This is a genomic window from Klebsiella sp. CSG-1, assembly GCF_056521145.1.
In genome coordinates, this window is sequence record NZ_JBWNLD010000001.1 from 813,823 (window position 1) to 838,928 (window position 25,106).

Here is a 25,106-nt window from a genome sequence, read left to right on the forward strand (position 1 = left end):
TTTTTAAAAATGATTGTTTGTCTCGCAATATAATAAGCGAAACGTTTTGCTCATTCGACGATCGCCACCAGGAATAAACTCAAGGCGAGAACAATACTTTTCATAACTAAATTCAATAGATAATAATAAAAAAGAATATTGCTATTCCGGTAATAATTATAACGTATCGCCATAATATATCTGATAGGCCAAATTCACGCTATCTGGCGCGTCTTTCCCCGCCAGACGGGCAATCAGGATTTCACTCGCCGTTTTACCGATGTCATAACGAGGAGTAATGACGCTGGCGATTTTTTGCAGCCGCGCGCGACCAATTTCCAGCCCGTGGAAGCCAGCAATCGCTATCTCCTGCGGCACCGCAATCCCCTGCGCCTGACACTCCAGCAGCACGCCGACCGCCAGATCGTCATTGGTACAAAAAATCGCGTCAATATCCGGGTGCGATTGCTGCATTTGCAGGAACATCTGACGGCCCAGCGCCACCGAGGAGATGGTACGCGGCGTGATGTGATACGCCTTCAGGCCACAGGCCGCCACCGCCTGTTCAGTCCCACGGAAACGACTCAGATCGCGGGGATCGTCCATCGAACCAAAAAAGGCGATTTTTCGTTTGCCGCTTTCGAGAAACGCATGAGCCATATCCCAGCCGGCTTTCTCGTTATCAAACCCCACCTGGATATCGAGCGGCTGCCCGCCGATGTCCATCAGCTCCGCTACCGGGATGCCGCTGGCGCGGACATACTGGATCATGCGGTCAGTGTGCTGCTTACCGGTGAGAATCAGCCCATCGATATTGTAGGAGAGCAAATTGAGCACTTCGCGCTCTTCACGCTGCGGATCGTAGCCGTAATTGGCGATCAGGGTCTGATACTGGTGGGCGGAAGTGACGGATTCAATGCCGGCGAGCACATCGGCGAATATCTGGTTGCGAAAGGAGGGAATCAGCACGCCGATGGTTTTACTGCGAGCATTGAGCAGGATTTCCGGCGCCCGGTTAGGAATATAGTTGTTCTCTTCCATGACCTTAGCGATCAATTCACGGCTACGCTGCGATACCTGGCCCGGGTCTCGTAAATAACGGCTGACCGTCATTTTATTAAGTCCGGCCAGGTTCGCGATATCCTGTAATGTCATCCGGTTGTTTTTCATCGGGTTCTCTGCGACAAACGACTCATATGCTCGCAGAGAACCTTACCACAGCCGCTTCGATTCTGTTAACCCGCAAGCTTTTTTGTCGTCATCAGCGCAGAAGTTCGATCGTCGTTGGCCCGCACGTTGTACATCAGCACCACCGATGCCAGCAGCGCGATGGCCATAAAGGTGTACGACGCGCCAGGCCCGCCCATGATGCCATTGAGGTAGCCCACCAGCCAGGCGCCAAGGAAAGCACCGAGCGCGCCGAAGCTATTAATTAACCCCATCGACACCCCCGATACGTTGCGCGGCAGCAGCTCCGGGATCAGCGCGAAGAAGGGGCCATATGGCGCATACATGCAGGCGGCGGCGAGAACCAGCAGCCCGTAGGAGAACCAGAAAGACTGATTGCCGATCATCCAGGAACCGAAGAACGCCACGGCGGCAATCAGCAACAGCGGCCAGATGAACAGTTTACGATTCTGGAATTTATCCGACAGCCAGGAGACCGTCAGCATCAGACAAATCGCCGCCAGATAGGGAACCGCCGCCAGCCAGCCGACGGCGACGATATCCATCTGCGCGGCATTTTTCAGAATCGACGGCATCCACATCATGAAACCATAAACCCCGATACTCCACAGCGCATGGACAGCGCACAGCATGATCACGTTGCGTGAACGCAGCGCCTCGCCATAGTTGCGCACCGGTTTGATATGGCTCTGTTCGCTATCCATCGCCTGTTGCAGAACCTGTTTCTCCTGCGCATTCAGCCAGGAGACCTCCGACGGTTTATCTCGCACCAGAATCCACCAGCAGATAGCCCATAGCACCGCCGGAATGCCTTCGATAATAAACATTTCCCGCCAGCCCCAGGACTGAATCAGGTAGCCGGAGACAATCGACATCCACAATACCGTCACCGGGTTGCCAAGAATCAGGAAGGTATTGGCGCGTGAACGCTCGGTTTTGGTAAACCAGTTGCTGATATAAATCAGCATCGCCGGCATCACCGCCGCCTCGACGATCCCGAGCGTAAAGCGAATAACCATTAACATCGGAATATTGCTGACAAACCCGGTGGCCGCCGCGCAAAAGCCCCATAATACCAGGCTGAAGAAAATCATTTTTCGCACGCTGCGTTTTACGGCGTACATGGCACCGGGAACCTGGAAAAAGAAATAGCCCAGGAAGAAGAGAGCACCAATAAGCGATGCCGTTCCTTTGGTAATTCCTAAATCACTTTCAATACCGGCAGCGGCGGCGAAACCATAATTCGCACGATCGAGATACGCCAGACTATAGGTAATAAAAATTACCGGCATTAAATACCACCAGCGACGCGCTGGTAATTTCGTGAGCATTTGCATATGCCATCCTCAGATAAAGTGCATAATCAAACGGGGTTCATTATTTTATATCTTCATCAGCTTTCTGGCGGCCGGAGTGCGGCCGCTAAAAGGCGACGCACGACTCACACGGCGGCAAGCATCCCGCCATCAACAAACAACAGATGTCCATTCACAAAATTAGCCGCCGGGGAGGCCAGATAGACCGCGGCGCCAATTAATTCTTCCGGTTTTCCCCAGCGCGCGGCGGGGGTTCTTTGATAGAGCCAAGCAGAAAAATCCCGATCGTTAACTAATGCCGCGGTCATTTCTGTGGCAAAATAACCCGGCGCAATACCATTAACCTGAATATTATATTCGGCCAGCTCGACACACATTCCACGCGTCAGCATTTTGACCGCCCCTTTTGATGCGGCATACGGTGTAATAGTCTTACGACCTAATTCACTCTGCATTGAACAAATATTAATTATTTTCCCGGAACGGCGCCTCATCATAAATTTAGCCACCTGCTGAGAAACAAGGAAAACTCCTTTCTGGTTAACCTCAATAACCTGGTCCCACTCATCCTCAGGAAATTCGGTGAAGGGATAACGACGCTGGATCCCGGCGTTGTTAATCAAAATATCAATCGCCCCGATCTGCGCCTCAATCCGCGCAACGGCCTGCTCAACCTCGGCGCTGCGGGTGACATCAAAAGCCACGCCCGTCGCACGATAGCCCTGCGCACGCAGCGCCTGTGCCGCGGCATCCGCTTTCTGCTGCGTGCGGTCATTGATAATAATCTCGGCCCCATACTCCGCCAGGCCTTCCGCCAGCAGATAGCCAATACCTCTGGCGGAGCCGGTGATCAGCGCGCGCTTGCCGGATAAATCAAATAAATTTTTCATAAAAACTCTTTTTCATGTGCTGTTATGCGTAACTGTATACGCGTAACAGTTGTATTTTAAAGAGGGAAAAGAAGAGAAATGATCAATTTGTGATCAGTGCGACATTTGCCGGCGATGGGCGGAAGGGAGAGATCTGAACGCGGCATTTACGCGCAGGCGTAAATGCCGGGAGACAGGCACTAGGCGGCGGTACGGCGACTGCGTTGCAGCATCACGGCCAGCTGCCAAAGGTTAATCAGCACGATAACGGCGGTGGCAATAAAGACCCAGCGAAAACCGGCCATTGCCGATACCGAAGCGCCGATCAGCGGCCCGACCACATTTCCCAGGTACATAAACGACTGGTTATAACCGAAAATACGTCCGGTCACCTTATCGCTGCTGTATTTGAGCAGCAGAGTCTGTACCGCCGGCAGCATTGCGCCATCGGCAAAGCCCAGCAGGAAACGCAAGACGCCCAGCTGCAGCGGGGTGGTGACGAACGACATGGCGAAAAACATTACCACCGCGCAGCACAAGGTGGCCAGCAAGATGCGCGAGGTTCCGATGCGATCGCCAAGTTTGCCTAAACGCGGCGCGGAGATCAGCGCGGAAACCCCGGGCACGGCGGCAATCATCCCGGCGAGAAAGGCGATATTGTTGCTGTCCGGCGCCATTGACTTGATAAACAACGCCAGTATCGGACCAATAGAGCCATTGCACAGTTGAATGACCAGGGTTGTGAAAAACAGGCTAATCACCAGTCCCGGATAAGGTAGCGACGCCAGCACTTCCCTGCCGCTTAAGCGATCGGCCTTGCTGGTCTGCGGCCGGACACCCTCTTTAATGAGAAATAGCGTGACGAGAAAACTGACCGTCAGCAGAATCGCGGTGATAAAAAAGACCGCCCGCAGCCCAACATGGTCGGCCAGAAAGCCGCCCAGCAGCGGCCCGCCGATAACTCCGCTGATTTGCGCCGTCGATAGCGTACTGAGCGCCCAGCCGCTGCGTTCCCGTGGCACCTGAGAGGCCACCAGCGCCATCGCGTTCGGAATATAGCCTGAGGTCAACCCCATCACCGCACGCAGGATAAACAGCTGCCAGACGTTGGTGGCGAAGGCCTGAAGCAGAATGGCAATCGCCATACCCAGGGAGGCGCGCAGCAGCATCAGCTTGCGCCCTTTCCGATCGGCCAGACTGCCCCACATGGGGGAGACAATAGCCGACACCAGGAAGGTGACGCTGAACGTCAGCCCCGACCACATCGATAAAGCCTCGTGAGACGTCACGCCGAGCTGGGAAACATAAAGCGGCAAAAAAGGCAGAATTTGACTGATCGCCAGGCCGGTGAAAAAGCAACCAAACCAGACGGAGATGAGATTGACCTTCCAGGATTCCATAACTACACGTATTCATTAATTTTTTGTGAATTATTACCTAGCTTAGCAATTTCCACTCATCGACGTATTACCAGAGATGCGCTGAGCCCGAGTTTAGTGTTTTATCGCTCGATTAAATTTTTTATCGAAGATTATCAGGACCAACCGCCGCCCCTTCAGCGCGTTCTGCTGACCTGCAGGGTGCACTGGATGGCAATCGAACAGCTTTTAGCCTGCCGCTTTCCGGGAGCAACATTCTGGCAGCCATGCGCGCATTGCACATGCTATGTTATGTGCTTTGTTGTCATCAGGATGGAAGTTGAAATGGCTAAGATGAGGGTTGGGATCGTTTTTGGCGGTAAGTCGGCAGAACATGAAGTGTCGCTGCAATCGGCGAAAAATATCGTTGAAGCAATTGATAAAACACGCTTTGATGTCGTTCTGCTCGGCATTGATAAACAGGGACTCTGGCATATCAACGATGCCGGAAACTATCTGTTAAACCCGCAGGATCCTGCCCGTATTGCCCTGCGTCCTTCCGACGTCACGCTGGCGCAAATTCCCGGCCGTGACGCGCAGCAGCTGATCGACGCCGACAGCGGCCAACCGCTGGCCGCCATCGATGTGATTTTCCCGATTGTCCACGGTACCCTCGGGGAAGACGGCTCGCTGCAGGGGATGCTGCGCATGGCTAACCTGCCCTTCGTCGGCTCCGACGTCCTCGGGTCCGCCGCCTGCATGGACAAAGACGTCACCAAGCGCCTGCTGCGTGATGCCGGACTGGCGATTGCCCCGTTCATCACCCTGACCCGCGCCAATCGCCAGCAGTTCAGCTTTACGCAGGTAAAAGACAAACTCGGCCTGCCGCTGTTTGTCAAACCGGCCAACCAGGGGTCTTCGGTAGGCGTCAGCAAAGTCAACACCGAAGAGCAGTACCAGCAGGCGGTCGCGCTGGCCTTTGAATTCGATCATAAAGTGGTGGTGGAACAAGGGATTAAAGGACGGGAAATTGAGTGTGCGGTGCTGGGGAACGATCATCCTCAGGCCAGTACCTGCGGCGAAATCGTCCTGAACAGCGAATTCTACGCCTACGATACCAAGTACATCGACGATCAGGGGGCGAAAGTGGTGGTTCCTGCGGCCATTGCCAGTGATATCAACGATAAAATCCGCGATGTTGCCATTCAGGCCTACCAGACGCTGGGCTGCAGCGGCATGGCGCGCGTTGATGTTTTCCTGACGGAAGACAATGAGGTTATCATTAACGAAATCAATACGCTGCCAGGTTTTACCAACATCAGTATGTATCCGAAGCTGTGGCAGGCCAGCGGCCTGGACTACACCAGCCTGATCAGCCGCCTGATTGAACTGGCGCTGGAGCGCCATGCGGCAGACCGCGCGCTGAAGACATCCATGAACTGATGCTCTTTCCCCGGGTGACGGCGCGTGGCGCCTTACCCGGGCTATCTGAGGCGCAGCGCCTCAAGCCCGGCCCATCTTCCCGCCACGGAGAACGCGTGCGGCCTAGGCTTCCTCCACCCCGGTCTGACGGCGGCGGATAATCTTTCCGGCAATCCAGAAGCTAATCACCCAGGTCACCAGCCCGACGGCATAGGATTGCCAGCCTTGCGTTTCAAAGCCCAGCAGCCCCACCACGCCGTTCAGAATAAAAATTAATCCCAGCGCAAACGCGTAGTAATGCCAGTCACGGCGGATTTTTTCAGTGAGTTTCATAGCCCCTCCGACAACAAAAAAAGCATCTTCGCACAGCCGGAATCCGCGGTCTGTAGCCCCGGGAAGAATTATCACACATTGGGATATCGCTCTAAGTTCTGCACAATGATCCGCCCCCGCGCCGGACAGAAAACAGGAATATTCCTGGTCGTAAATTACCAGCAATCTGATACTGAGAAACCCTTCCCGCTGCCAGAATAATCGCTATGCCGCGATGCAAAACCAGCAGGTCAGTCAAGTTCGGAGGGTAAGATGGCTGAGTTCGCCTTTTCAAAATCACTTATTGCCGCTAAAAAAAGAAGCGCCATCACCCGCAGCAATATTGCCTATGCCCTGTTTGTGCTGTTCTGTTTCTGGGCCGGCGCGCAGATGTTAAGTATGCTGGTACATGCCCCCGGCGTTTTCGAGCACCTGATGCAAATCCAGGACAACAGCTCGCCGCGAATTAAGATTGGGCTGGCGGTGGGGACCCTGTTTGGTCTGATCCCCTTCCTGTTCGGCGGCCTGTTGATCGGAACGCTGGGGCTTATCCTGCGCTGGAGCGATAATCGCTAGCGGCGCGCCATACAGCTGGCCCGCCGCTCATCAACGCGTTTCGCAAACCAGGCTGTGGTCAGATTGCGCGTAATTTTAGGGCTCTCAAGCTGAATCCCCGGCAGTATCTCTCGCGGCAGCGCTTTGCCTGCTTTCTTATCCGCCAGACGGAAAACCTGCTGGTACAGTTCGGTTTTTTCAAACGCCAGGCTGTCGCCTTTTTTCAACTGTCGGTGGATGTCATCATCGCTCATCGCCAGCTTCCCGGCTAAACGGCGTACCGCCAGCTCCGTCGTCCCTGCATCATCGCTATCATAACGAATTAAATCACCGTCCAGCGCCAGCTTCACGCCGCTCGCTTTACTGACGGCATTCTGAAACGCAGCATTGCGGCTGGCGTACCAGCCAGCGTTAAAGTCAGCAAAACGGTACAGCGGCACGCTGTAGTTCGCCGGATAGTTGAGCAGGTGCCAGGTACCAAACCACAGGCCGCCGCGCAGGCTGAACACTTCCTGGCGCACGGTGCCGTTGATTTTCCACGGATAGCCATCGGTATGCTGTTCGGCAAAAGCAATACTCACCTGCATCGGGCCACCGGTATGCACCGGGTTGAGTGAACCGAATAACTTCTGCCCCATAGGCACCATGCCGATAAAATCGTCAAACACGGCGCTAAGCTGCTTTTCCGTTTTCACGTTGTCCAGCCGCTCGCTGTAGCTTTTGCCGTTGGGTGACGGAATTTTCAGCGCCGTATGCACAAGGAAAACCGGGATATGCATCTTCTCGGCCCGGCGGTCTATCTCTTGCCAGGCGATTTTGCTCAGCCCCGGCACCACCGGATCGGATTGATAGTTGGACTCCTGCTGCGCGACCGCCAGCACCGAACAGACGTTCTCTTCCGTCGGCGCCAGCTTCTGACTTTCGAAGGTTTTGGCAATCGCCTGCGCCCATTCGTCCCTGTCCTTCACGCTGGCGGGCATTTTTTGCCTGACCACGGCGGCAACGTCAACGGGCTTTTCGCCCTCTTTCAGTACCGGCGCCGTGTTGCTGGTACAGGCGCTCAGAACCCCCCCAGCCAGCAGCGTCAGGGCGCAGGAAACTCGACGTGGTACCGCGGCTGCCCTGCACTTTCCTTGTCTCTGTATCATCCTTCAGTCTGCCTCTGCTATGGGTAGGGATCGGTAATCAGTTTAGCGTCTGGGTAACGGGCTGCAGCTCTTTACCATCAAGTTCGCGTTCAAAACTACGCAGACGTTTGTAGATGGACATCAGTTCCACCAGCGTCGTCCACGAGCTAATCAGATACTGGAACGAGCCGCGTACCTGGCCGAACACGTTGGTAATCTGCGTCATCAGGCCCAGCGTAATCGTACCGGCAACGATCGACGGAAACAGCAGGAACAAACCGAAAACGTTATCCACCTGCAGATAAAGAATGCGGGCGATGTTGAAATACATGTAGTGGAAATAGAGGCGGAAATAGTTGCGACGAACGGCGCTAAACAGCTCGCGCACCGTTGGCGGCGTGGCGCGGGATTCATCATCTTCGCCATACACCAGCTCTTTACGATATGCCGCTTCCACGCGCTGGTTTTTAAATTCCAGCCCCGGCAGTTTGATCCCCACGACCGCCAGCAAACCGGTCCCCATCAGGGACCACACCACCGCTGCAATCACCAGGCCATACGGCAGATGGCCCACAATCGGCAGATCCGGCACGTGTTCAGACAACGTAACCAGCACCGGCAGGAAGGCAATCAGCGTCATGACGGCGTTGATAAAACTCACGCCCATATCCTCAAGGGTGGAGGCAAAGCGCATGGTATCTTCCTGCACACGCTGAGCGGCACCTTCGATGTGGCGCAGGTGATGCCAGTGGGCCATATAGTGTTCGTTCATCGCCGTACGCCAGCGGAAAACGTAGTGGCTGACGAAGAAGTTGTTCATCACGCCAATAATCACCGCGATCACCGCAATGCCAAGGAACACGCCAATTTCCTGATAGAACTGGTTAATACTGACTTTATGCGGCGTGGCCAACGCGGTCTGGATCAGATCGTAGAACGGCGCATACCAGGCGTTGATCGCCACCCCAACTTCAACCAGAAACCAGGTGACGAAGATGATCAAAGAGGTGCCGAGAATTGACCAGTATTGCCAGCGGTGCGGGCTGTAGGTAAACCAAAACAGCGCAAAAACGCCCACGCAGAAAACGTAGTAGGCATAAAACACCAGATAGTTCAGCGACCAGAATCGCGCAGCGCTGATGGCAACATTTTGTGATGCCCCGGTTAAACGCAGCAGCCAGTCGCCACCGCCCGCCTGCCAAAAGATCACTGCAAGCAGCGACCAGACAAAGGCAGAAAGAAAAAACGGCCCCGGTTTGGGGAAAAAAGATTTAAACATCATCTACTCCTGCTAACTTCTTTATCGTTCTGGCTATGCTGTGTACCACGAAGACGCCCGCCGCATCACTGTAGCAGCCTGGGGAGGGCGGTCGGATGATGAGACCAAATATCAGCAGCTTAGTTCGTCTGCCATTCGGCCAGAATTGTTTCTACGGATTTCACGCGGACAGGATTTCCGGGTACGGTTAGCGTACGCCAGACATCGTTGTAGTGGTCAATCAGCGTTACGGCCTGCGCAGCCGGACGGTTCGCCGTGGTGTGCGCATCCTCAGCCACGGTGATGGCATAGCCGCGGCTGGCGCCATTTTTGATGGTGGTATCGACACAGTAATCGGTCGCGCAGCCGCAAATCACGAACTGGTGGATTTGCTGCTCGCTCAGTACCTGCTCAAGACATGTTTTATAGAACGCATCGCAGGCGGTTTTCGTGACATAGAGGGCGTCTGCGGGGGGTTCCAGCTCCGCCAGCAGCGCAAAGCCTTCGTTCCCTTCTTCCAGACCGCCGTCCTCGGCATGCTGAATAAAAATCACGCGATCCGCGGCGCGAATCAGACGGTTAATATGCGCGACGCAGCGTTCGCGCTCAATACGCGGCGTCGCAAAGACGCTATTTTGCATATCTACTACCATCACCACTCGTTGAGCCGCCATATTTCTCTCTCGTCACCCGATACATCAAACGCTCATCATACGCGCCCACCGGGGAAAGCGGATATCCGAAAGCATAAAAAAGTCCTTTTTACGCACGGTTACGTTTTTCTGCTAAATATTGTCGTTATTCCACTTCGTTCAGCCGCGCTTCGTAGTATAAATATGCCCTATATCTCCTCTTATCATTATGGATACCCCAGTTGAAACGTAGTCTGCTTATTTTTGCTGCGCTGTGTGCGGCGTCATGGACATCGGTCCAGGCAGCTCAACCGATCGTTGACCCGGAATTTGCCGCCAATGTAGTCGATCGTTACGCCAACCATATCTATTACGGTAGCGGTGCCACCGGCATGGCGCTGGTTGTTATTGATGGCAACCAGCGCGTGTTTCGCAGCTTTGGCGAAACGCGTCCGGGCAACAATGAGCATCCGCAGCTGGATTCGGTTATCCGCATTGCTTCGCTGAGTAAACTGATGACCAGCGAGATGCTGGTAAAAATGCTCGATCAGGGCGTCGTGAAGCTCAACGACCCGCTCAGTAAATACGCGCCGCCGGGTGCCCGGGTGCCGACGTATCAAGGCACGCCGATTACGTTGGTCAACCTGGCGACCCATACCAGCGCGCTGCCGCGCGAACAGCCCGGTGGTGCGCCGCATCGTCCGGTCTTCGTCTGGCCAACACGCCAGGATCGCTGGTCGTGGTTGTCGACAGCATCGCTGAAAGCAGCCCCGGGGTCGCAGGCCGCCTACTCCAACCTCGCGTTTGATCTGCTGGCAGACGCCCTCTCTACGGCTGCCGGGAAACCCTATCCGCAGCTATTTGAAGAGCAAATCACCCGGCCGCTGGGTATGAAAGACACCACCTTTACACCCTCACCGGATCAGTGCCGCCGTCTGATGGTCGCCGAGAAAGGCGCCAGCCCGTGCAACAATACGCTGGCAGCGATCGGCAGCGGCGGCGTCTACTCGACGCCGGGCGATATGATGCGCTGGATGCAGCAGTTCCTTTCCTCCGATTTCTACACCCGCGGGCAGCAGGCTGACCGTATGCAGACGTTGATTTATCAACGTAGCCAGCTAACACGGGTTATCGGTATGGATGTACCGGGCAAAGCTGACGCCCTGGGTCTTGGTTGGGTCTATATGAAGCCGAAAAATGGCCAACCGGGGATTATTCAAAAGACCGGCGGCGGCGGCGGATTCATTACCTATATGGCCATGAACCCGCAGGCCAATATCGGCGCTTTTGTGGTGGTCACCCGTTCATCGCTGACCCGCTTTAGTAATATGAGCAACGGTATTAACGATCTGGTCAGCGAACTCAGCGGCGGACAGCCGGCGTCAATCCCGGAGTCCTGATCGTCATCACGGTATGGGTTCCAGGGTAACGTGGGCATAATGCTTCCTTTGGCGAAACATCTCACCGGAATTTCGGTTAGACTTGTTGTTTTCATTTCACAAAATCAGGCAAACCATGACAGATTTAATCACTCGCCCCCGCCGTTTGCGTCAATCCGCTGCGCTGCGCGCCATGTTTGAAGAGACAACACTGAGTTTGAACGACCTGGTGTTGCCGATCTTTGTTGAAGAAGAAATCGACGATTACAAAGCCATCGAGGCCATGCCTGGCGTGATGCGCATTCCAGAAAAATACCTGGCGCGGGAAATCGAGCGTATCGCCAACGCCGGTATCCGCTCGGTGATGACCTTCGGTATTTCGCACCACACCGACGCGACCGGCAGCGATGCCTGGAATGAGAACGGCCTGGTGGCGCGTATGTCACGCATCAGTAAGGATGCCGTACCGGAGATGATTGTCATGTCCGATACCTGCTTCTGTGAATACACCTCACACGGCCACTGCGGCGTATTATGCGATCACGGCGTCGACAACGACGCTACCCTGGTGAACCTTGGCAAACAGGCGGTGGTTGCCGCTGCGGCAGGCGCCGATTTTATTGCCCCCTCTGCGGCAATGGATGGTCAGGTGCAGGCGATTCGCCAGGCGCTGGACGCCGCCGGTTTTACCCGGACGGCCATCATGTCCTACTCCACCAAGTTTGCCTCTTCATTCTATGGCCCGTTCCGCGAAGCGGCCGGTACCGCGCTGAAAGGCGATCGTAAAACCTATCAGATGAGCCCGATGAACCGCCGTGAAGCCATTCGCGAATCCTTGCTGGATGAAGCCCAGGGCGCAGATTGCCTGATGGTCAAACCGGCCGGTGCCTATCTTGATATTCTGCGCGATATCCGCGAGCGCAGCGATCTGCCCCTCGGCGCCTACCAGGTGAGCGGCGAATACGCGATGATCAAATTTGCCGCTCAGGCCGGCGCTATCGACGAAGAAAAAGTGGTGCTGGAAAGCCTGGGCGCCATTAAGCGCGCCGGTGCCGATCTGATCTTCAGCTACTTCGCCCTCGATCTGGCTGAAAAGAAAATCCTGCGTTAATTCCCAGTCATTCCCCCGGTGGCGCTACGCTTACCGGGGCTCCGGTAACCCGGGCCAGCCGCCAGCCGCAGCCCGGGGCAATGGACTTGCGCCAGTCCCAAATCTTCACTCAACTGTAATCTGAGCGACATCTGCACCTTCTACTGTCTGGGCAGGACGGAGGAGGAAGCGCTATGTTTAGTCTCGACAATGTACTCGACGACCTGTGGCCTCAGGCGAGGCCTGCCCCCTGGCAAAAAAAACTACTCAAAAAATTACTCCATGAGGAGGAGTTTCAACAATTTGCCGCTCGCCATCGCCACCTGAAAGGGCTTGATACGGTCGAACAGGTGCTTGAACATCTCAATATCCGCTGCGCAATTCCGGCGCACGATCTGGAACAAATCCCTGAACACGGTCCGCTGGTGATCGTCGCTAACCACCCCACCGGCACGCTTGACGGCCTTGCGCTACTCTATGCCGTTTCCCGCGTGCGCCGCGATGTCAAAGTGGTGACTAACCGCCTGTTAACCCATCTTGAACCGCTGAGCTCGCTGTTTATTCCCGTTGATAATATCAACGGCCGTACCGCCAAAACTGCGCTGCAACAGATGGATCACCAGTTGCAGAACGGCGGCGTACTGATCTTTTTCCCGGCGGGAGAAGTCTCGCGCCTGACGCGCCGGGGGATCCGCGATAAAAAATGGCACTCTGGCTTTATCAAACTGGCAACCAGGTACCGCGCCCCGCTGCTCCCGGTATGGATCCGGGCGCACAACAGCGCGCTGTTTTACGCCAGCACTCTGCTCTCCGACAATCTTCCTCTGCTGCTGCTGATGCAGCAAATGTTCCGCCGGCGTAACAGCAGCCTGCCGATCGCTATCGGCCAACAAATTGCCTGGTCCTCGTGGTACAGCGCGCAAACGTCTACGCGCGAACTGGCGGATCGCGTCTATCGCCACGTTGAGCGACTGGGCAAAGGGATGCCGGGGGTGTTTAAAACGGAAAGCGCAATTGCGCGTCCCGAGGATCGCGCCCTGCTTAAGCGCGAACTCAGCCAGGCGGAGTGCCTTGGGCGCACGGCAGATGGCAAAGTCATCTATCTGTGGCAGCGCGGCGGCAAGGAAGATGCGCCGCTGCTGCGCGAGCTGGGTCGCCTGCGCGAGATTGCCTTTCGCGCGGTCGGCGAAGGCAGCGGCAAACGCCGCGATGTCGACGGCTATGATGACGATTACCTGCACCTGATTCTGTGGGACGAAGAGGACCTGGAAATCGTCGGTGCCTATCGCTTTATGCCTACCGCCATGCAGCTGGAAAAACGCGGCCTGGAAGGGATCTATAGCTACAGCCTGTTTCACTACGATGCGCGGATGGAGGATATCCTCACCCACGGGATTGAACTGGGTCGGAGCTTTATTCAGCCGCGCTACTGGGGGCGTCGCGGGCTGGATTATCTGTGGTGCGGCATCGGGGCCTGGCTGGCGCGCTACCCGCACTATCGCTATCTGTTCGGCCCGGTCTCCATTTCCGGTGGCCTGCCGCCCGCGGCTCGCGATCTGTTGGTGGCATTCTACCGTCTGTGGTTCCCGGCGACGCATCCGCTGGCGGAATCCCGTCGCCCGTATCCTGCCTCACTGCCGGATGTGCTGGCGCAGTTTGGCGGGGAAGATTACAACGACGACCTGGCGCGGTTGAAATCCCTGCTCGGCAACCTCGGCTGCGCGATCCCGCCGCTGTATAAGCAGTACTCGGAAGTCTGCGAGCCGGGCGGCGTGCAGTTTATCGATTTCGGCAGCGACCCGGATTTCAACAACTGCGTGGATGGTCTGGTGCTGGTGGATTTGACCTATCTGAAGGCCAACCGCTATCAGCGCTATATTGGGGTACATCTGGACGCGCAAAAATCGGCATAAAAGCCTTTCCCGGCTTGCGGCGCGCTGCGTCTTAGCCGGGCTACAAGCTAATGTTGATTATCCTGCCCGATAATAGGGCTTATCCCCGAGAATCGTCGCCCGATGCATAATGCGCCGCTGCGGCAGGTAATCGGCGTTGGCGTAGTGCTGGGTGACGCGGTTATCCCAAATCGCCACGTCGTTCGGCTGCCAGCGCCAGCGTACCTGAAACTCCGGCTTCGTGACGTGGGCGAACAGGAAGCCGAGCAGCGCCTCGCTCTCTTTTTCCGTCACGTCGACAATGCGGGTGGTGAACCCCTCATTGACAAACAGCGCCTGTTTGCCGGTCACCGGATGGGTACGCACCACCGGGTGTAGCAGCGGCGGATTTTTGGCGACCGCCTCCAGCCAGCGCTGATGCTCCTCTTCGCTTTTGCGATATTTATACTCCTGGAACGATTTACGGAAATCATGCTCCGCGCGCAGGCCGCTTAACAGCTGGCGCAAAGGCTCAGAGAGCGCCTCATACGCCGCAATGCCGCTGGTCCACAGAGTATCGCCGCCGGTTGAAGGCAGCTCTTTTGCCGCGAGGATCGCCCCGGCAGGCGGCGTCGCAATAAAGGTAACATCGGTGTGCCAGTTATCGTTATCCGGCGGATTATCGTCGTGGGTATCGAGAACGATAATCTCATCAACGCCCGGCGCATGGGGATAAACCGGATGAATATGCAGGTCGCCAAAGCGCAGGGCAAGATCCCGCTGCTGCTCGGGGGTGATGTTCTGCTCGCGCAGGAACACCACCTGATGGCGCAGCACCGCGTGATACAGCTGCTCAAACTGGTTGTCGCTCAGCGGGCGGGTAATATCGACGCCGGAAACCTGCGCGCCAATATAGGGGCCCAGCGGGGTAATGCTTAAACGTTCGCTCATTGTACTTCTCCATGCCAGGGCGTCAGGCGCCGCTGCAACGCGCGCAGCCCCAGTTCCAGTAAAAAGGCGATGATCGCAATCACCGCGATGCCGGCCAGCACCACATCGGTGGCGAGAAACTCACCGGCGGACTGCACCATAAAACCTAATCCGCGGGTGGCGGCAATCAGTTCAGCGGCCACCAGCGTTGACCAGCCCACCCCGAGCCCGATACGCAGGCCGGTGAGAATTTCCGGTAATGCGCCGGGCAAAATCACCAGCCACAGCACCTGCGCCCGGCTGGCGCCTAATACCTGCGCGGCGCGAATCCGTACCTGCTGGGCGCTTTTCACTCCTGCCAGCGTCGACATCACCACTGGCGCAAAAATCGCGAGATAAATCAGCAATATTTTTGGCGTTTCGCCAATGCCGAACCAAATGATCACCAGCGGCAACCAGGCCAGCGGCGGCACCGGTCGATACAGTTCGATCAGCGGATCGAGAATCCCGCGGATCGTCGGGCTCAGGCCCATAGCGATCCCGACCGGCACGCCAAGGATCGTCGCCGCGACCAGGGCGATCGCGATCCGCGTCAGGCTCGCCGCCAGATGTTGCCAGAGCGTGGCATCCATAAAGCCCTGCGGACCGGCAATGGCGATCAGTTTCTGTAATACCTGCTGCGGCGGCGGAAGAAACAGCGGGCTAATCAGCTGCAGGGCCGTCACGCCCCACCAGACAACCAGCAGCACCGCCAGCGTGACGAAACTCAGCGTCAGCTGGCGGGAGAGCGGCCAGCGCCACTTCAGCGTCCGCGGCTGTGGTTTGTCATTAATCACCACGCTCATGAGAAGGCCTCCCGTTGTTCAAATACCCGGCTCAGGACATATTCACGCTGTGCGATAAACTGCGGGTCAGATTTAATGCTGCGGCAGGACTCGCCGGCGATAAAGCGGCGACCAAAATTCAGCGGCAGCCGCTCCAGCACCCGGCCCGGCCCCGGCGATAGCAGCACCAGTTCGGTGGCCATAAATACGGCCTCTTCAATGTCATGCGTAATCAGCAGTACCTGCTTGCCGGTCTCGTGCCACAGGTTAAGCAGCAGGGTTTGCATCTGCTCGCGGGTGAAGGCATCCAGCGCGCCAAACGGCTCGTCCAGCAACAGTAGCTGCGGGTTTGCCGCCAGCGCTCTGGCAATGCCGACCCGCTGGCGCTGGCCGCCGGAGAGCTGCCAGATAAAGCGCTTTTCCGCCCCTTCGAGTCCCACTTTCTTCAGCATCCGCGCCGCGGTTTCCCGGCGCGCGGCTTTATCCACACCCGCCAGCTGGAGTCCCAGCGCGACGTTATCCTGTACGTTGCGCCAGGGCAGCAGCCCTTCATGCTGAAAGACCACGCCGCGCTCGGCGCCCGGCCCTTCTACCCGCTGGCCTTCGAGGGTGATGCTGCCGTGCTGATAAGGCACGAATCCGGCAATCAGGTTCAGCAGCGTGGTTTTACCGCAGCCGGAGGGCCCCAGGACCACCAGCAGTTCGCCGCTGTCCAGCGTCAGGTTGATATCCGCCAGCGCCGGTTTACCGCCGTAGTCGGCGGAAAGATGCGAGATTTGCAGCATCGTGGCCTCCTTTACTTCACAAAACGGTCGGTTACGTACTGGCTGTAGTCGGTGCCGGCCGTCGGGACTTTACCCTGCTCTTTGAGGAACCTGGCGGTGTCGACGATCGCTTTATTCACCGGACCATTCAGCTCCTGAGCCTGCTGGACGGCGGTCAGATAGGTATTGCCTTTTACCAGCCCCGGAACATCGGCATCCGGCACGCCGCTCAGGCGCGACAGCTTGCTGATATTATCCGCCTGCTTCAGCCACGCATCCGGGTTGGCAATGTACGGTTGCTGGGCATCGATCGCGCTTTTGGCAAAGGCTTTCACAATCTCAGGGTGTTTCTCGGCAAAATCTTTGCGTACCACCCAGACATCCAGCGTCGGCGCGCCCCACTCCCCCACCTGGGATGAGTCGGTCAGCACTTTGCCCTCTTTTTCCAGTTCGTTCACCGCCGGAGCCCAGACGTAGGCGCCGTCAATGTCTCCGCGCTGCCAGGCGGCAATAATCGCCGGCGGCTGCAGGTTGATAATCTGCACCTGGCCCGGCTTAATGCCCCAGTGTTTGAGCGCCGACAGCAGGCTGTAATGGGTTGTGGAGATAAACGGTACCGCAATGCGTTTACCGATCAGGTCCTGCGGTTTGCTGATGCTCTTCTTCACTACCAGCGCTTCAGAGTTTCCGAGCTTTGACGCCAGCAGGAACACTTCAATCGGCACCTGCTGCGTGGCGGCAACCGCCAGCGGGCTGGAACCGAGGTTGCCGATTTGTACATCGCCGGAAGCCAGCGCCCGCACGATGCTCGAGCCACTATCGAATTTTCGCCAGTCAACGGTTGCGCCGCTCGCTTTGGCAAAGGTGTTGTCCGCCTGGGCGACTTTCGCCGGCTCTGCGGAAGTCTGATACGCCACGGTGACGTTGACCGCCTGGGCCTGGAATGCCGCCAGTGCCAGTGCGGTAATAAGTGTGATACGCGATGATAGTGCCATAGTGTCTGCTTCCCGTTGTTGTTATGGGTGCAGTATTTCCGGCGCGATGCATTTGATGAAGTAATTAAAAATTCTTGCTAAGAACAAAGCGTTTTTAGAAAAAAAACGGCAATGGTTAGCTATTTCACTCATTACGGATAGCCTTCCCAGCCGGATGACGGCGCAAGCGCCTTATCCGGTCTATAGCACCCGGCAAATTATTAAGATTTCGTTACATTCGTTACATATCCGCACCCCGGTGATTGCCAGCGCAGCGGCGGCAGGCATCATACGATCATGATTCGCTAAGAGAGTATGAACATGATTCGTGTAGTGCTGGTCGATGACCATGTGGTGGTGCGTTCCGGTTTTGCGCAGCTACTCAGTCTCGAAGAGGATCTCGACATCGTTGGCCAGTTCAGCAGCGCGGCGGAAGCCTGGCCGGCGTTATTACGCGACGACGTCAACGTGGCGGTCATGGATATCGCTATGCCGGATGAAAACGGGCTGAGTCTGCTCAAGCGCCTGCGCACGCAAAAACCGCAGTTTCGCGCCATTATTCTCAGCATTTATGACACCCCGACTTTTGTACAGAGCGCGCTCGATGCAGGCGCCAGCGGCTATCTGACCAAGCGCTGCGGCCCGGAAGAGTTAGTTCAGGCGGTCCGCTCTGTCGGCATGGGCGGACACTACCTGTGCGCCGATGCGCTGCGGGCGCTGCGCGGCGGGGAACAACCGGCGAGGGTGCTGGAAGGACTCACCCCGCGTGAACGTGAAGTGTTTGATTTACTGGTCAAAGGCGATAGCGTAAAAGAAATTGCCTTCAAACTCGATCTCAGCCACAAAACGGTGCATGTCCATCGCGCCAACGTGCTGGGCAAATTGCACTGCCAAAGCACGATCGAACTGGTGCACTTCGCTCTCGACCACCAGCTGCTGGCAGGGCATTAATGTCGCGCAGCCTTCGCCACGGGGTCATTTCGCTGTTCATTGTGCTGGCCTGGGGAAGCGGCTGGCTGATGCTGTGGACGCTCGGCTTTTATCTGACCCATAACGGCCAGCAGGCGGCGCTGTTCCTGCCGCACGGCGTCTATCTGGCGCTGCTGATCCTGCTTTCGCGCCGTTACTGGCCCGCGCTGGTGATCCCCCCGCTGCTGATACTGCTCTGGCTGCGCAGCGAACAGCTGCTGAACGGCTATATTCTGCTGGCCGCGCCGTTGATTAGCCTGCTCCCTGCCGCTCTCGCCCAACAGTGCTGGCATCGTTTTCCCCTCTACTGGCAGCGGCTGACGCTGCTGCTGGCCACGGTGACCGCCAGCGCATTACTCAACACTGCCCTGCTCTCGTCGTTTGTCAAAAGTCCGGCGATGATGCTCGGCCTGGCCTCGTTTACCGGCGGCGTGCTGCTGACGCCGTTTGTCTATCTGATTTTTGAATTCCTGCGCCAGCAGCACCGCTACCACCTGCTGGGGCTGGATACCAACAATCCGCCCTTGCGCACTTCGTTAATCATCTGGTGCAGCCTGTTCTTTATTATCGGCATCGGCACCCAGATGGTGCTGTCGCCGGAAATCGAGCGCCTGCTGTTAATTATGGTGTTTCTGCCCAACGTGGTCATGGCGTGGAAGTTCGGCTGGCAGGGCGGCGTCCTCTCCGGCCTGCTGGGCAGCATGATGATCACCATCGCCCGCCAGGTTGGCGTCGGATTCAGCAATCTGGTGGAGCTGGAAATTTTTCTGGCGACTCAGGCGCTGCTCGGCATCGGGCTGGGCATTGCCATCAGCCGCCAGCAGCACCTGGCGCAAAACCTGCATCACTATCGCCAGCGGCTGGAAACGGAGCTGGCGGCGCGACGGGCGCTGACCGAAAAGCTGATCCACACCGAAGAAGACACCCGCAAAAGCCTGGCGCGCGAACTGCACGACGAAATCGGCCAGAACATCACCGCTATTCAGATCCAGTCGCAGCTGGTGAAACGGGCGCGCGATCCGGCGCAAACCCAGGCCGCCGCCAGCCAGATTAACGAGCTCGCGCGGCGTATACACCACTCCACCCGCCAGCTGCTGCGCCAGCTGCGCCCCCCGGCACTGGACGAACTGTCGTTTAAAGAGGCGCTACACCATCTGCTCAATGAGTTTGCCTTTGCCGAGCGCGGTATCCGCTGCCATTTTGACTATCAGCTTACCGCCACCCCGGCGAGCGAAACGGTGCGTTTTACCCTCTATCGGTTGCTGCAGGAGTTGCTCAATAACGTCTGTAAACACGCCGATGCCAGCGAGGTCGCCATTACCCTGTTTCAGCAGGGAGAGTGGCTGCGCCTGGAAGTGAAGGATAACGGTATCGGTATCAGCCCGGACAAAATTACCGGATTCGGTATTCAGGGCATGCGCGAGCGGGTCAGCGCCCTGGGCGGCGAGCTGACGCTGGAATCGCAGCGCGGAACGTGGGTAATTGTTAACCTGCCCACAAATTTGCAACAAACGGCCTGCTAACCAGGAAAAAGTCTTAGCCACTCCGGACTTTCTCTCATCCCTTTTCAAGTTCACTTCTCTATAACCTAAATAATTCGAGTTGCAGGAAGGTAGCAAGTGAGCAACAAATTCGTCGGGAACGAATTTGACCAGCCGAAGGCTGGCCTCCGGTGAGAGGCAGGAGTTTCTCATTAATCCCCAGGAGCTTACATAAGTAAGTGACTGGGGTGAGTAAGTGCAGCTAACGCACATGCAACTTGAAGTATGACGATTATATAGTCAGCAAAACGGAGACGGCTATGTACGCACGCTCAGCAACTGACATCAACCAACATTACCGGACGCTGCGTCCACAGCTGCTGATGTACATGGTGATCGGCTATGCCGCGTTTTACCTGACGCGCAAAAGCGTCAACTACGTGCTGCCAGCGCTGCAAACGGATCTGGGGCTGGATAAAGGCGATATCGGCCTGCTGGGGTCGCTGTTTTACCTGACCTATGGCCTGTCGAAGTTTACCGCCGGGCTGTGGCACGACTGCCACGGGCAGCGCTGGTTTATGGGCGTTGGCCTGTTCACTACCGGCCTGCTGAACGTGGTCTTCGCCTTTGGCGAGTCGCTGACGCTGCTGCTGGCGGTCTGGTCGCTGAACGGATTTTTCCAGGGCTGGGGCTGGCCCCCCTGCGCCCGCCTGCTGACCCACTGGTATTCGCGCAACGAACGCGGTTTCTGGTGGGGGTGCTGGAATATGTCGATCAATATCGGTGGGGCGATTATCCCTCTGATTAGCGCCTTTGCCGCCCACTGGTGGGGCTGGCAGTCGGCGATGCTGACACCGGGGATTATCAGCATGGCGTTGGGGATCTGGTTAACGCTGCAGCTGAAAGGGACGCCTCAGGAAGAGGGACTGCCGTCAGTTGGCGCCTGGCGTCAGGATCCGCTGGAGCTGCGCCAGGAGCAGCAAAGCCCGCCGATGGGGCTATGGCAGATGTTGCGTACCACGATGTTGCAGAACTCAATGATCTGGCTGCTGGGCGTCTCTTACGTGCTGGTCTACCTGATCCGCATTGCGCTCAACGACTGGGGCAACATCTGGCTGACGGAGAGCCACGGCGTCAATTTGCTCAGCGCCAATGCCACGGTCATGTTGTTTGAAGCGGGCGGACTGCTTGGCGCGCTGTTCGCCGGTTGGGGCTCGGATCTGCTGTTCAGCGGCCAGCGGGCGCCGATGATTTTGCTGTTCACGCTGGGACTGATGGTCTCCGTCGCCGCCCTCTGGCTGGCCCCGGTGCATCACTACGCGCTGCTGGCGGTCTGTTTCTTTACGGTGGGCTTCTTCGTTTTTGGCCCGCAAATGTTGATTGGCCTCGCCGCGGTGGAGTGCGGACACAAAGCGGCGGCGGGTTCGATTACGGGTTTTCTCGGCCTGTTCGCCTATCTGGGGGCAGCGCTGGCGGGCTGGCCTCTGTCGCTGGTCATTGAACGCTACGGCTGGCCGGGCATGTTCAGTTTGCTTTCGGTCGCCGCGGTACTGATGGGTTTATTACTGATGCCGCTGCTGATGGCGAGCATGACTACCTCTGCTGCTCAAAGGATAAAATAATGAAAAAAACGCTGGTCACTACCCTGATTGCTTCCGGCATTGCGCTGGCGACGCTAAGCGGCGCGGCGCACGCCAAAGGTCGACTGGTGGTCTATTGCAGCGCCACCAACGAAATGTGTGAAGCCGAAACCAAAGCCTTCGGCGACAAATATGATGTCAAAACCTCGTTTATTCGCAACGGTTCCGGCAGCACGCTGGCGAAGGTCGATGCCGAGAAGAAAAACCCGCAGGCCGATGTCTGGTACGGCGGTACCCTCGATCCGCAGTCCCAGGCCGGTGAAATGGGCCTGCTGCAACCCTATAAGTCGCCGAATCTTACGCAGGTGATGGAGCAGTTCCGCGATCCGGCGAAGCTGAAAGGCAACTACTCTTCGGCGGTGTACGTCGGCATCCTCGGCTTCGGCGTCAATACCCAGCGCCTGAAAGAGAAAAATCTGCCGGTGCCAAAATGCTGGAAGGATCTGACCAAACCGGAATACAAAGGCGAAATCCAGATCGCCGACCCGCAAAGCTCCGGCACCGCCTATACCGCGCTGGCGACCTTCGCCCAGCTGTGGGGAGAAGATCAGGCCTTTGATTACCTGAAACAGCTCAACGCCAACGTCTCTCAGTACACCAAATCCGGTATCGCCCCGGCGCGTAACGCCGCCCGCGGTGAAACGGCCATTGGCATCGGCTTCCTGCACGACTACTCGCTGGAAAAAGAACAGGGCGCACCGCTGGAGCTGATCTCGCCTTGCGAAGGCACCGGCTATGAAATTGGCGGCGTCAGCATTCTGAAGGGCGCGCGCAACCTCGACAACGCCAAACTGTTTGTCGACTGGGTGCTGTCGAAAGAGGCCCAGGAGCTGGCGTGGAAAAAAGGCAAGTCTTATCAGATCCTGACCAACACCACCGCCGAAACCTCGCCGAACTCGCTGAAGCTCGACGACCTGAAGCTCATCAACTACGACATGGATAAATACGGCTCAACGGACGTGCGTAAAGCGCTGATCAATAAATGGGTCAGCGAAGTGAAGATGGGCAAATAAGCCCACTCTTGCGGTTAATGCCGGGCGGCGGCTTCGCCTGACCCGGCCTTCAACTTCCTCAACACCGGAACCGCTATGTCACACACACTTGCACTCCATCCCGTGAAAAAACGGGATGCGATATTCCTTTGGGTTTTATTCGGCTGGCTGGCGTTCGCCCTGCTGCCGAGCTGGAGCCTGGATTACGGTCTGCTGGAGTCCACGAGCGATGAAATCCTCGCGGCCTACGGCTGGTCACAGTTCAATATCAGCTGGCTCTGGTATCTGTTGCCGAGCCTGCTGCTGATTCGTCCCTGGCAGGAAGCCGCGCGGGAGCAGCGCAGCCGCCACTACCTCGACGCGGGCTGGGCGTTATTATGCATGGCGTTTATCGTCATCAGCGCCACCGTTGAAGGTCGTGGGTTAGGCTACGCCACCATCGTGCTGTTTGCCGCGCTGGGCGCCATCATGACGCTGGCGCTCACCCGCCTTGAATGGCTGGGCGGCGACCGCTTTGTGATTGGTTCGCTGGTCACCATCGTGGCGTTAATTGGCGTCTTTATCGTCTGGCCGAGCATCGCTATTTTCATCCCGATGTTCACCAACGACGCCGGCGAGTTTGCCCCGCTGGCGTTTATGACCGTGCTGTCGCAGGCGCATATTGTCCAGGTGATCCTCAACTCCATCGCCCTGTCGATTGCGGTAGGCATCGGTTGCACTTTCTTCGGTCTGGTACTGGCGATTTACACCACCCGCATCGCCAGGCGCAGCGCCGTTATTGGTCGTATCTTCTCGATTCTGCCCATCGTCACCCCGCCGTTCGTCGTCGGCCTCGGCGTAACCCTGATGATGGGCCGTTCCGGCTATGTCACCGAGTTTATGGTGGAGTGGTTCGGCTTAACCAACACCAACTGGCTGTACGGGTTTACCGGCATCTGGCTGGCGCAGGTGCTGGCCTTCACTCCCATGGCGTTTATGATCCTCGACGGGGCGATTAAGACTATCCATCCGTCGCTGGAGGAGGCGTCGTACACCCTGCGCGCCAGCCGCTGGCAGACCTTTAACGGCGTCTTCGTCCCGCTGCTGAAACCGGCGCTGGCGAACGCGTTTTTAATCGTCATCGTCCAGTCGCTGGCCGACTTCAGCAACCCGCTGGTGCTCGGCGGCAACTTCGACGTGCTGGCAACGCAGATCTACTTCTACATCACCGGTTCGCAGCTCGATTATCAGGCGGCGAGCACGCTGGGCGCGTTCCTGCTGCTGTTCTCCCTGCTGGTGTTCTGTATTCAGTATATGTGGATCGGCAAGCGCTCCTACGTCACGGTCTCCGGTAAGTCCTATCGCGGCGACGTGCAGCCGCTGCCGGTGACCCTGGTGTGGAGCGTGATCGCCATTCTGGCGGTGTGGGTAGCCTTCAACGCCCTGCTCTACGGCAGCATTTTCTACGGCAGCTTTACCGTCAACTGGGGCGTGGACTACACCCTGACGCTGGATAATTTTATCAAGTTGTTCGGCCAGGGAATGAGCGACGGGGCGTGGCCTTCGCTGCTCGACACCCTGCTGTACGCCGGGATCGCCGCGCCGATTACCGCCGCTTTCGGCCTGCTGATCGCCTGGGTTGTGGTGCGCCAGCAGTTTAAAGGTAAAAAGACCATCGAGTTCACCACCATGCTGTGCTTCGCGGTGCCGGGCACCGTGGCGGGCGTCTCCTATATTCTCGCCTTTAACAGCGCGCCGGTGTACCTCACCGGAACGGCGGCGATTGTGATTATGTCGATGGTGATGCGTAACGTGCCGGTTGGCATTCGGGCAGGCATTGCCGGTTTAGGCCAGATCGACAAATCGCTGGATGAAGCCTCGCTCAGCCTGCGCGCCGGAAGCCTACGCACCATTACGCATATTCTGCTGCCGCTGCTGCGCCCGGCGATCCTCTCGGCGCTGATCTACAGCTTTGTGCGCGCCATTACCACCGTCAGCGCCATTGTGTTCCTCGTGACCCCGGACACCCGCGTCGCGACCGCCTATATCCTCAACCGGGTGGAAGACGGCGAATACGGCGTGGCGATCGCCTACGGTTCGATTCTGATCGTAGTGATGCTGGCGATTATTTTCATCTTTGACTGGCTGATCGGGGAAGCGCGTATCTCCCGGTCAAAAGCCAAAAACCAGGCATAAT

The 25,106-nt window shown here is 57.1% G+C and carries 22 protein-coding genes; 10 read left to right on the forward strand and 12 right to left on the reverse strand.

Annotated elements, in window-relative coordinates:
• Positions 1-156 precede the first annotated feature (156 nt).
• From idnR to AC007G_RS03990, 4 genes are all read right to left on the reverse strand, one after another.
• Positions 157-1,149 carry a DNA-binding transcriptional regulator IdnR gene (gene idnR / locus AC007G_RS03975; protein WP_032689294.1) on the reverse strand — a complete coding sequence of 331 codons (993 nt, stop codon included), beginning with the start codon at positions 1,147-1,149 and terminating at the stop codon, positions 157-159.
• 65 nt (positions 1,150-1,214) lie between these two features.
• Positions 1,215-2,504 carry an MFS transporter gene (locus AC007G_RS03980; protein ID WP_142630478.1) on the reverse strand — a complete coding sequence of 430 codons (1,290 nt, stop codon included), beginning with the start codon at positions 2,502-2,504 and terminating at the stop codon, positions 1,215-1,217.
• Between the two features lie 104 nt (positions 2,505-2,608).
• The gene (gene idnO / locus AC007G_RS03985) at positions 2,609-3,373 is read right to left on the reverse strand and encodes a gluconate 5-dehydrogenase (protein WP_032689296.1); all 765 of its coding nucleotides are present in this window, start codon (positions 3,371-3,373) and stop codon (positions 2,609-2,611) included.
• 179 nt (positions 3,374-3,552) lie between these two features.
• On the reverse strand, positions 3,553-4,752 hold the full coding sequence (locus AC007G_RS03990) for a multidrug efflux MFS transporter (protein WP_004858477.1): 1,200 nt from the start codon (positions 4,750-4,752) through the stop codon (positions 3,553-3,555).
• 303 nt (positions 4,753-5,055) lie between these two features.
• Between AC007G_RS03990 and ddlA the strand changes: the two genes are divergently transcribed.
• Positions 5,056-6,153 carry a D-alanine--D-alanine ligase gene (gene ddlA, locus AC007G_RS03995; RefSeq protein WP_032689298.1) on the forward strand — a complete coding sequence of 366 codons (1,098 nt, stop codon included), beginning with the start codon at positions 5,056-5,058 and terminating at the stop codon, positions 6,151-6,153.
• Positions 6,154-6,255: 102 nt separating this feature from the next.
• Here the strand turns inward: ddlA and AC007G_RS04000 are convergent, their stop codons facing one another.
• Entirely contained in the window at positions 6,256-6,465 is a 210-nt protein-coding gene (locus AC007G_RS04000) for a DUF2754 family protein (protein ID WP_004858472.1), read from the reverse strand.
• A gap of 252 nt (positions 6,466-6,717) precedes the next feature.
• Here AC007G_RS04000 and AC007G_RS04005 point away from each other — a divergent pair, with 252 nt between their 5' ends.
• Entirely contained in the window at positions 6,718-7,020 is a 303-nt protein-coding gene (locus AC007G_RS04005; protein ID WP_032696570.1) for a DUF2755 family protein, read from the forward strand.
• Here the strand turns inward: AC007G_RS04005 and AC007G_RS04010 are convergent.
• From AC007G_RS04010 to AC007G_RS04020, 3 genes are all read right to left on the reverse strand, one after another.
• A complete protein-coding gene (locus AC007G_RS04010; RefSeq protein WP_032689299.1) occupies positions 7,017-8,147 on the reverse strand; it encodes a DUF1615 domain-containing protein in 1,131 nt (376 codons plus the stop codon). The genes AC007G_RS04005 and AC007G_RS04010 overlap by 4 nt on opposite strands.
• 37 nt (positions 8,148-8,184) lie before the next feature.
• On the reverse strand, positions 8,185-9,405 hold the full coding sequence (sbmA, locus tag AC007G_RS04015; RefSeq protein WP_032689300.1) for a peptide antibiotic transporter SbmA: 1,221 nt from the start codon (positions 9,403-9,405) through the stop codon (positions 8,185-8,187).
• Positions 9,406-9,524: 119 nt separating this feature from the next.
• Positions 9,525-10,037, reverse strand: coding sequence for an isochorismatase family protein (locus tag AC007G_RS04020; protein ID WP_479466548.1), 513 nt, complete (start codon positions 10,035-10,037; stop codon positions 9,525-9,527).
• Positions 10,038-10,258: 221 nt separating this feature from the next.
• Between AC007G_RS04020 and ampH the strand changes: the two genes are divergently transcribed.
• The 3 genes from ampH to olsF all read left to right on the forward strand — a co-directional run bounded on the left by ampH (position 10,259) and on the right by olsF (position 14,398).
• Positions 10,259-11,416, forward strand: coding sequence for a D-alanyl-D-alanine-carboxypeptidase/endopeptidase AmpH (gene ampH, locus AC007G_RS04025; protein WP_032689302.1), 1,158 nt, complete (start codon positions 10,259-10,261; stop codon positions 11,414-11,416).
• Positions 11,417-11,531: 115 nt separating this feature from the next.
• Positions 11,532-12,506, forward strand: coding sequence for a porphobilinogen synthase (gene hemB / locus AC007G_RS04030; RefSeq protein WP_004858446.1), 975 nt, complete (start codon positions 11,532-11,534; stop codon positions 12,504-12,506).
• Between the two features lie 173 nt (positions 12,507-12,679).
• Positions 12,680-14,398, forward strand: a complete 1,719-nt coding sequence (gene olsF, locus AC007G_RS04035) for a bifunctional ornithine lipid synthase OlsF (protein ID WP_132467215.1) — start codon at positions 12,680-12,682, stop codon at positions 14,396-14,398.
• A 57-nt stretch (positions 14,399-14,455) separates the two neighbouring features.
• Here the strand turns inward: olsF and tauD are convergent, their stop codons facing one another.
• Genes tauD through tauA form a run of 4 tightly spaced genes read right to left on the reverse strand, consistent with a single transcriptional unit; the run spans position 14,456 to position 17,869 of the window.
• Positions 14,456-15,307: a taurine dioxygenase gene (gene tauD, locus AC007G_RS04040; protein ID WP_032696575.1), complete on the reverse strand. Its 852-nt coding sequence runs from the start codon at positions 15,305-15,307 to the stop codon at positions 14,456-14,458.
• On the reverse strand, positions 15,304-16,131 hold the full coding sequence (tauC, locus tag AC007G_RS04045) for a taurine ABC transporter permease TauC (RefSeq protein WP_142630482.1): 828 nt from the start codon (positions 16,129-16,131) through the stop codon (positions 15,304-15,306). The genes tauD and tauC overlap by 4 nt, the downstream gene beginning before the upstream one ends.
• Complete coding sequence (tauB, locus tag AC007G_RS04050; RefSeq protein WP_032689307.1) at positions 16,128-16,895, reverse strand: taurine ABC transporter ATP-binding subunit; 768 nt, start codon at positions 16,893-16,895, stop codon at positions 16,128-16,130. Before tauB ends, tauC begins: the two co-directional genes overlap by 4 nt.
• A gap of 11 nt (positions 16,896-16,906) precedes the next feature.
• Positions 16,907-17,869 (reverse strand): taurine ABC transporter substrate-binding protein, encoded by a 963-nt coding sequence (gene tauA / locus AC007G_RS04055; protein WP_064384253.1) that lies wholly within the window; start codon positions 17,867-17,869, stop codon positions 16,907-16,909.
• A 300-nt stretch (positions 17,870-18,169) separates the two neighbouring features.
• Here tauA and AC007G_RS04060 point away from each other — a divergent pair, with 300 nt between their 5' ends.
• The 5 genes from AC007G_RS04060 to AC007G_RS04080 all read left to right on the forward strand — a co-directional run bounded on the left by AC007G_RS04060 (position 18,170) and on the right by AC007G_RS04080 (position 25,105).
• The gene (locus AC007G_RS04060) at positions 18,170-18,799 is read left to right on the forward strand and encodes a response regulator transcription factor (protein ID WP_032696630.1); all 630 of its coding nucleotides are present in this window, start codon (positions 18,170-18,172) and stop codon (positions 18,797-18,799) included.
• On the forward strand, positions 18,799-20,340 hold the full coding sequence (locus AC007G_RS04065; RefSeq protein ID WP_032689309.1) for an MASE1 domain-containing sensor histidine kinase: 1,542 nt from the start codon (positions 18,799-18,801) through the stop codon (positions 20,338-20,340). The genes AC007G_RS04060 and AC007G_RS04065 overlap by 1 nt, the downstream gene beginning before the upstream one ends.
• Positions 20,341-20,594: 254 nt before the next feature.
• A complete protein-coding gene (gene uhpC / locus AC007G_RS04070; protein ID WP_255379241.1) occupies positions 20,595-21,920 on the forward strand; it encodes an MFS transporter family glucose-6-phosphate receptor UhpC in 1,326 nt (441 codons plus the stop codon).
• Positions 21,920-22,951 (forward strand): ABC transporter substrate-binding protein, encoded by a 1,032-nt coding sequence (locus AC007G_RS04075; protein ID WP_032696577.1) that lies wholly within the window; start codon positions 21,920-21,922, stop codon positions 22,949-22,951. Before uhpC ends, AC007G_RS04075 begins: the two co-directional genes overlap by 1 nt.
• Positions 22,952-23,026: 75 nt before the next feature.
• Complete coding sequence (locus AC007G_RS04080; protein ID WP_032696578.1) at positions 23,027-25,105, forward strand: ABC transporter permease; 2,079 nt, start codon at positions 23,027-23,029, stop codon at positions 25,103-25,105.
• Position 25,106: the final 1 nt, after the last annotated feature.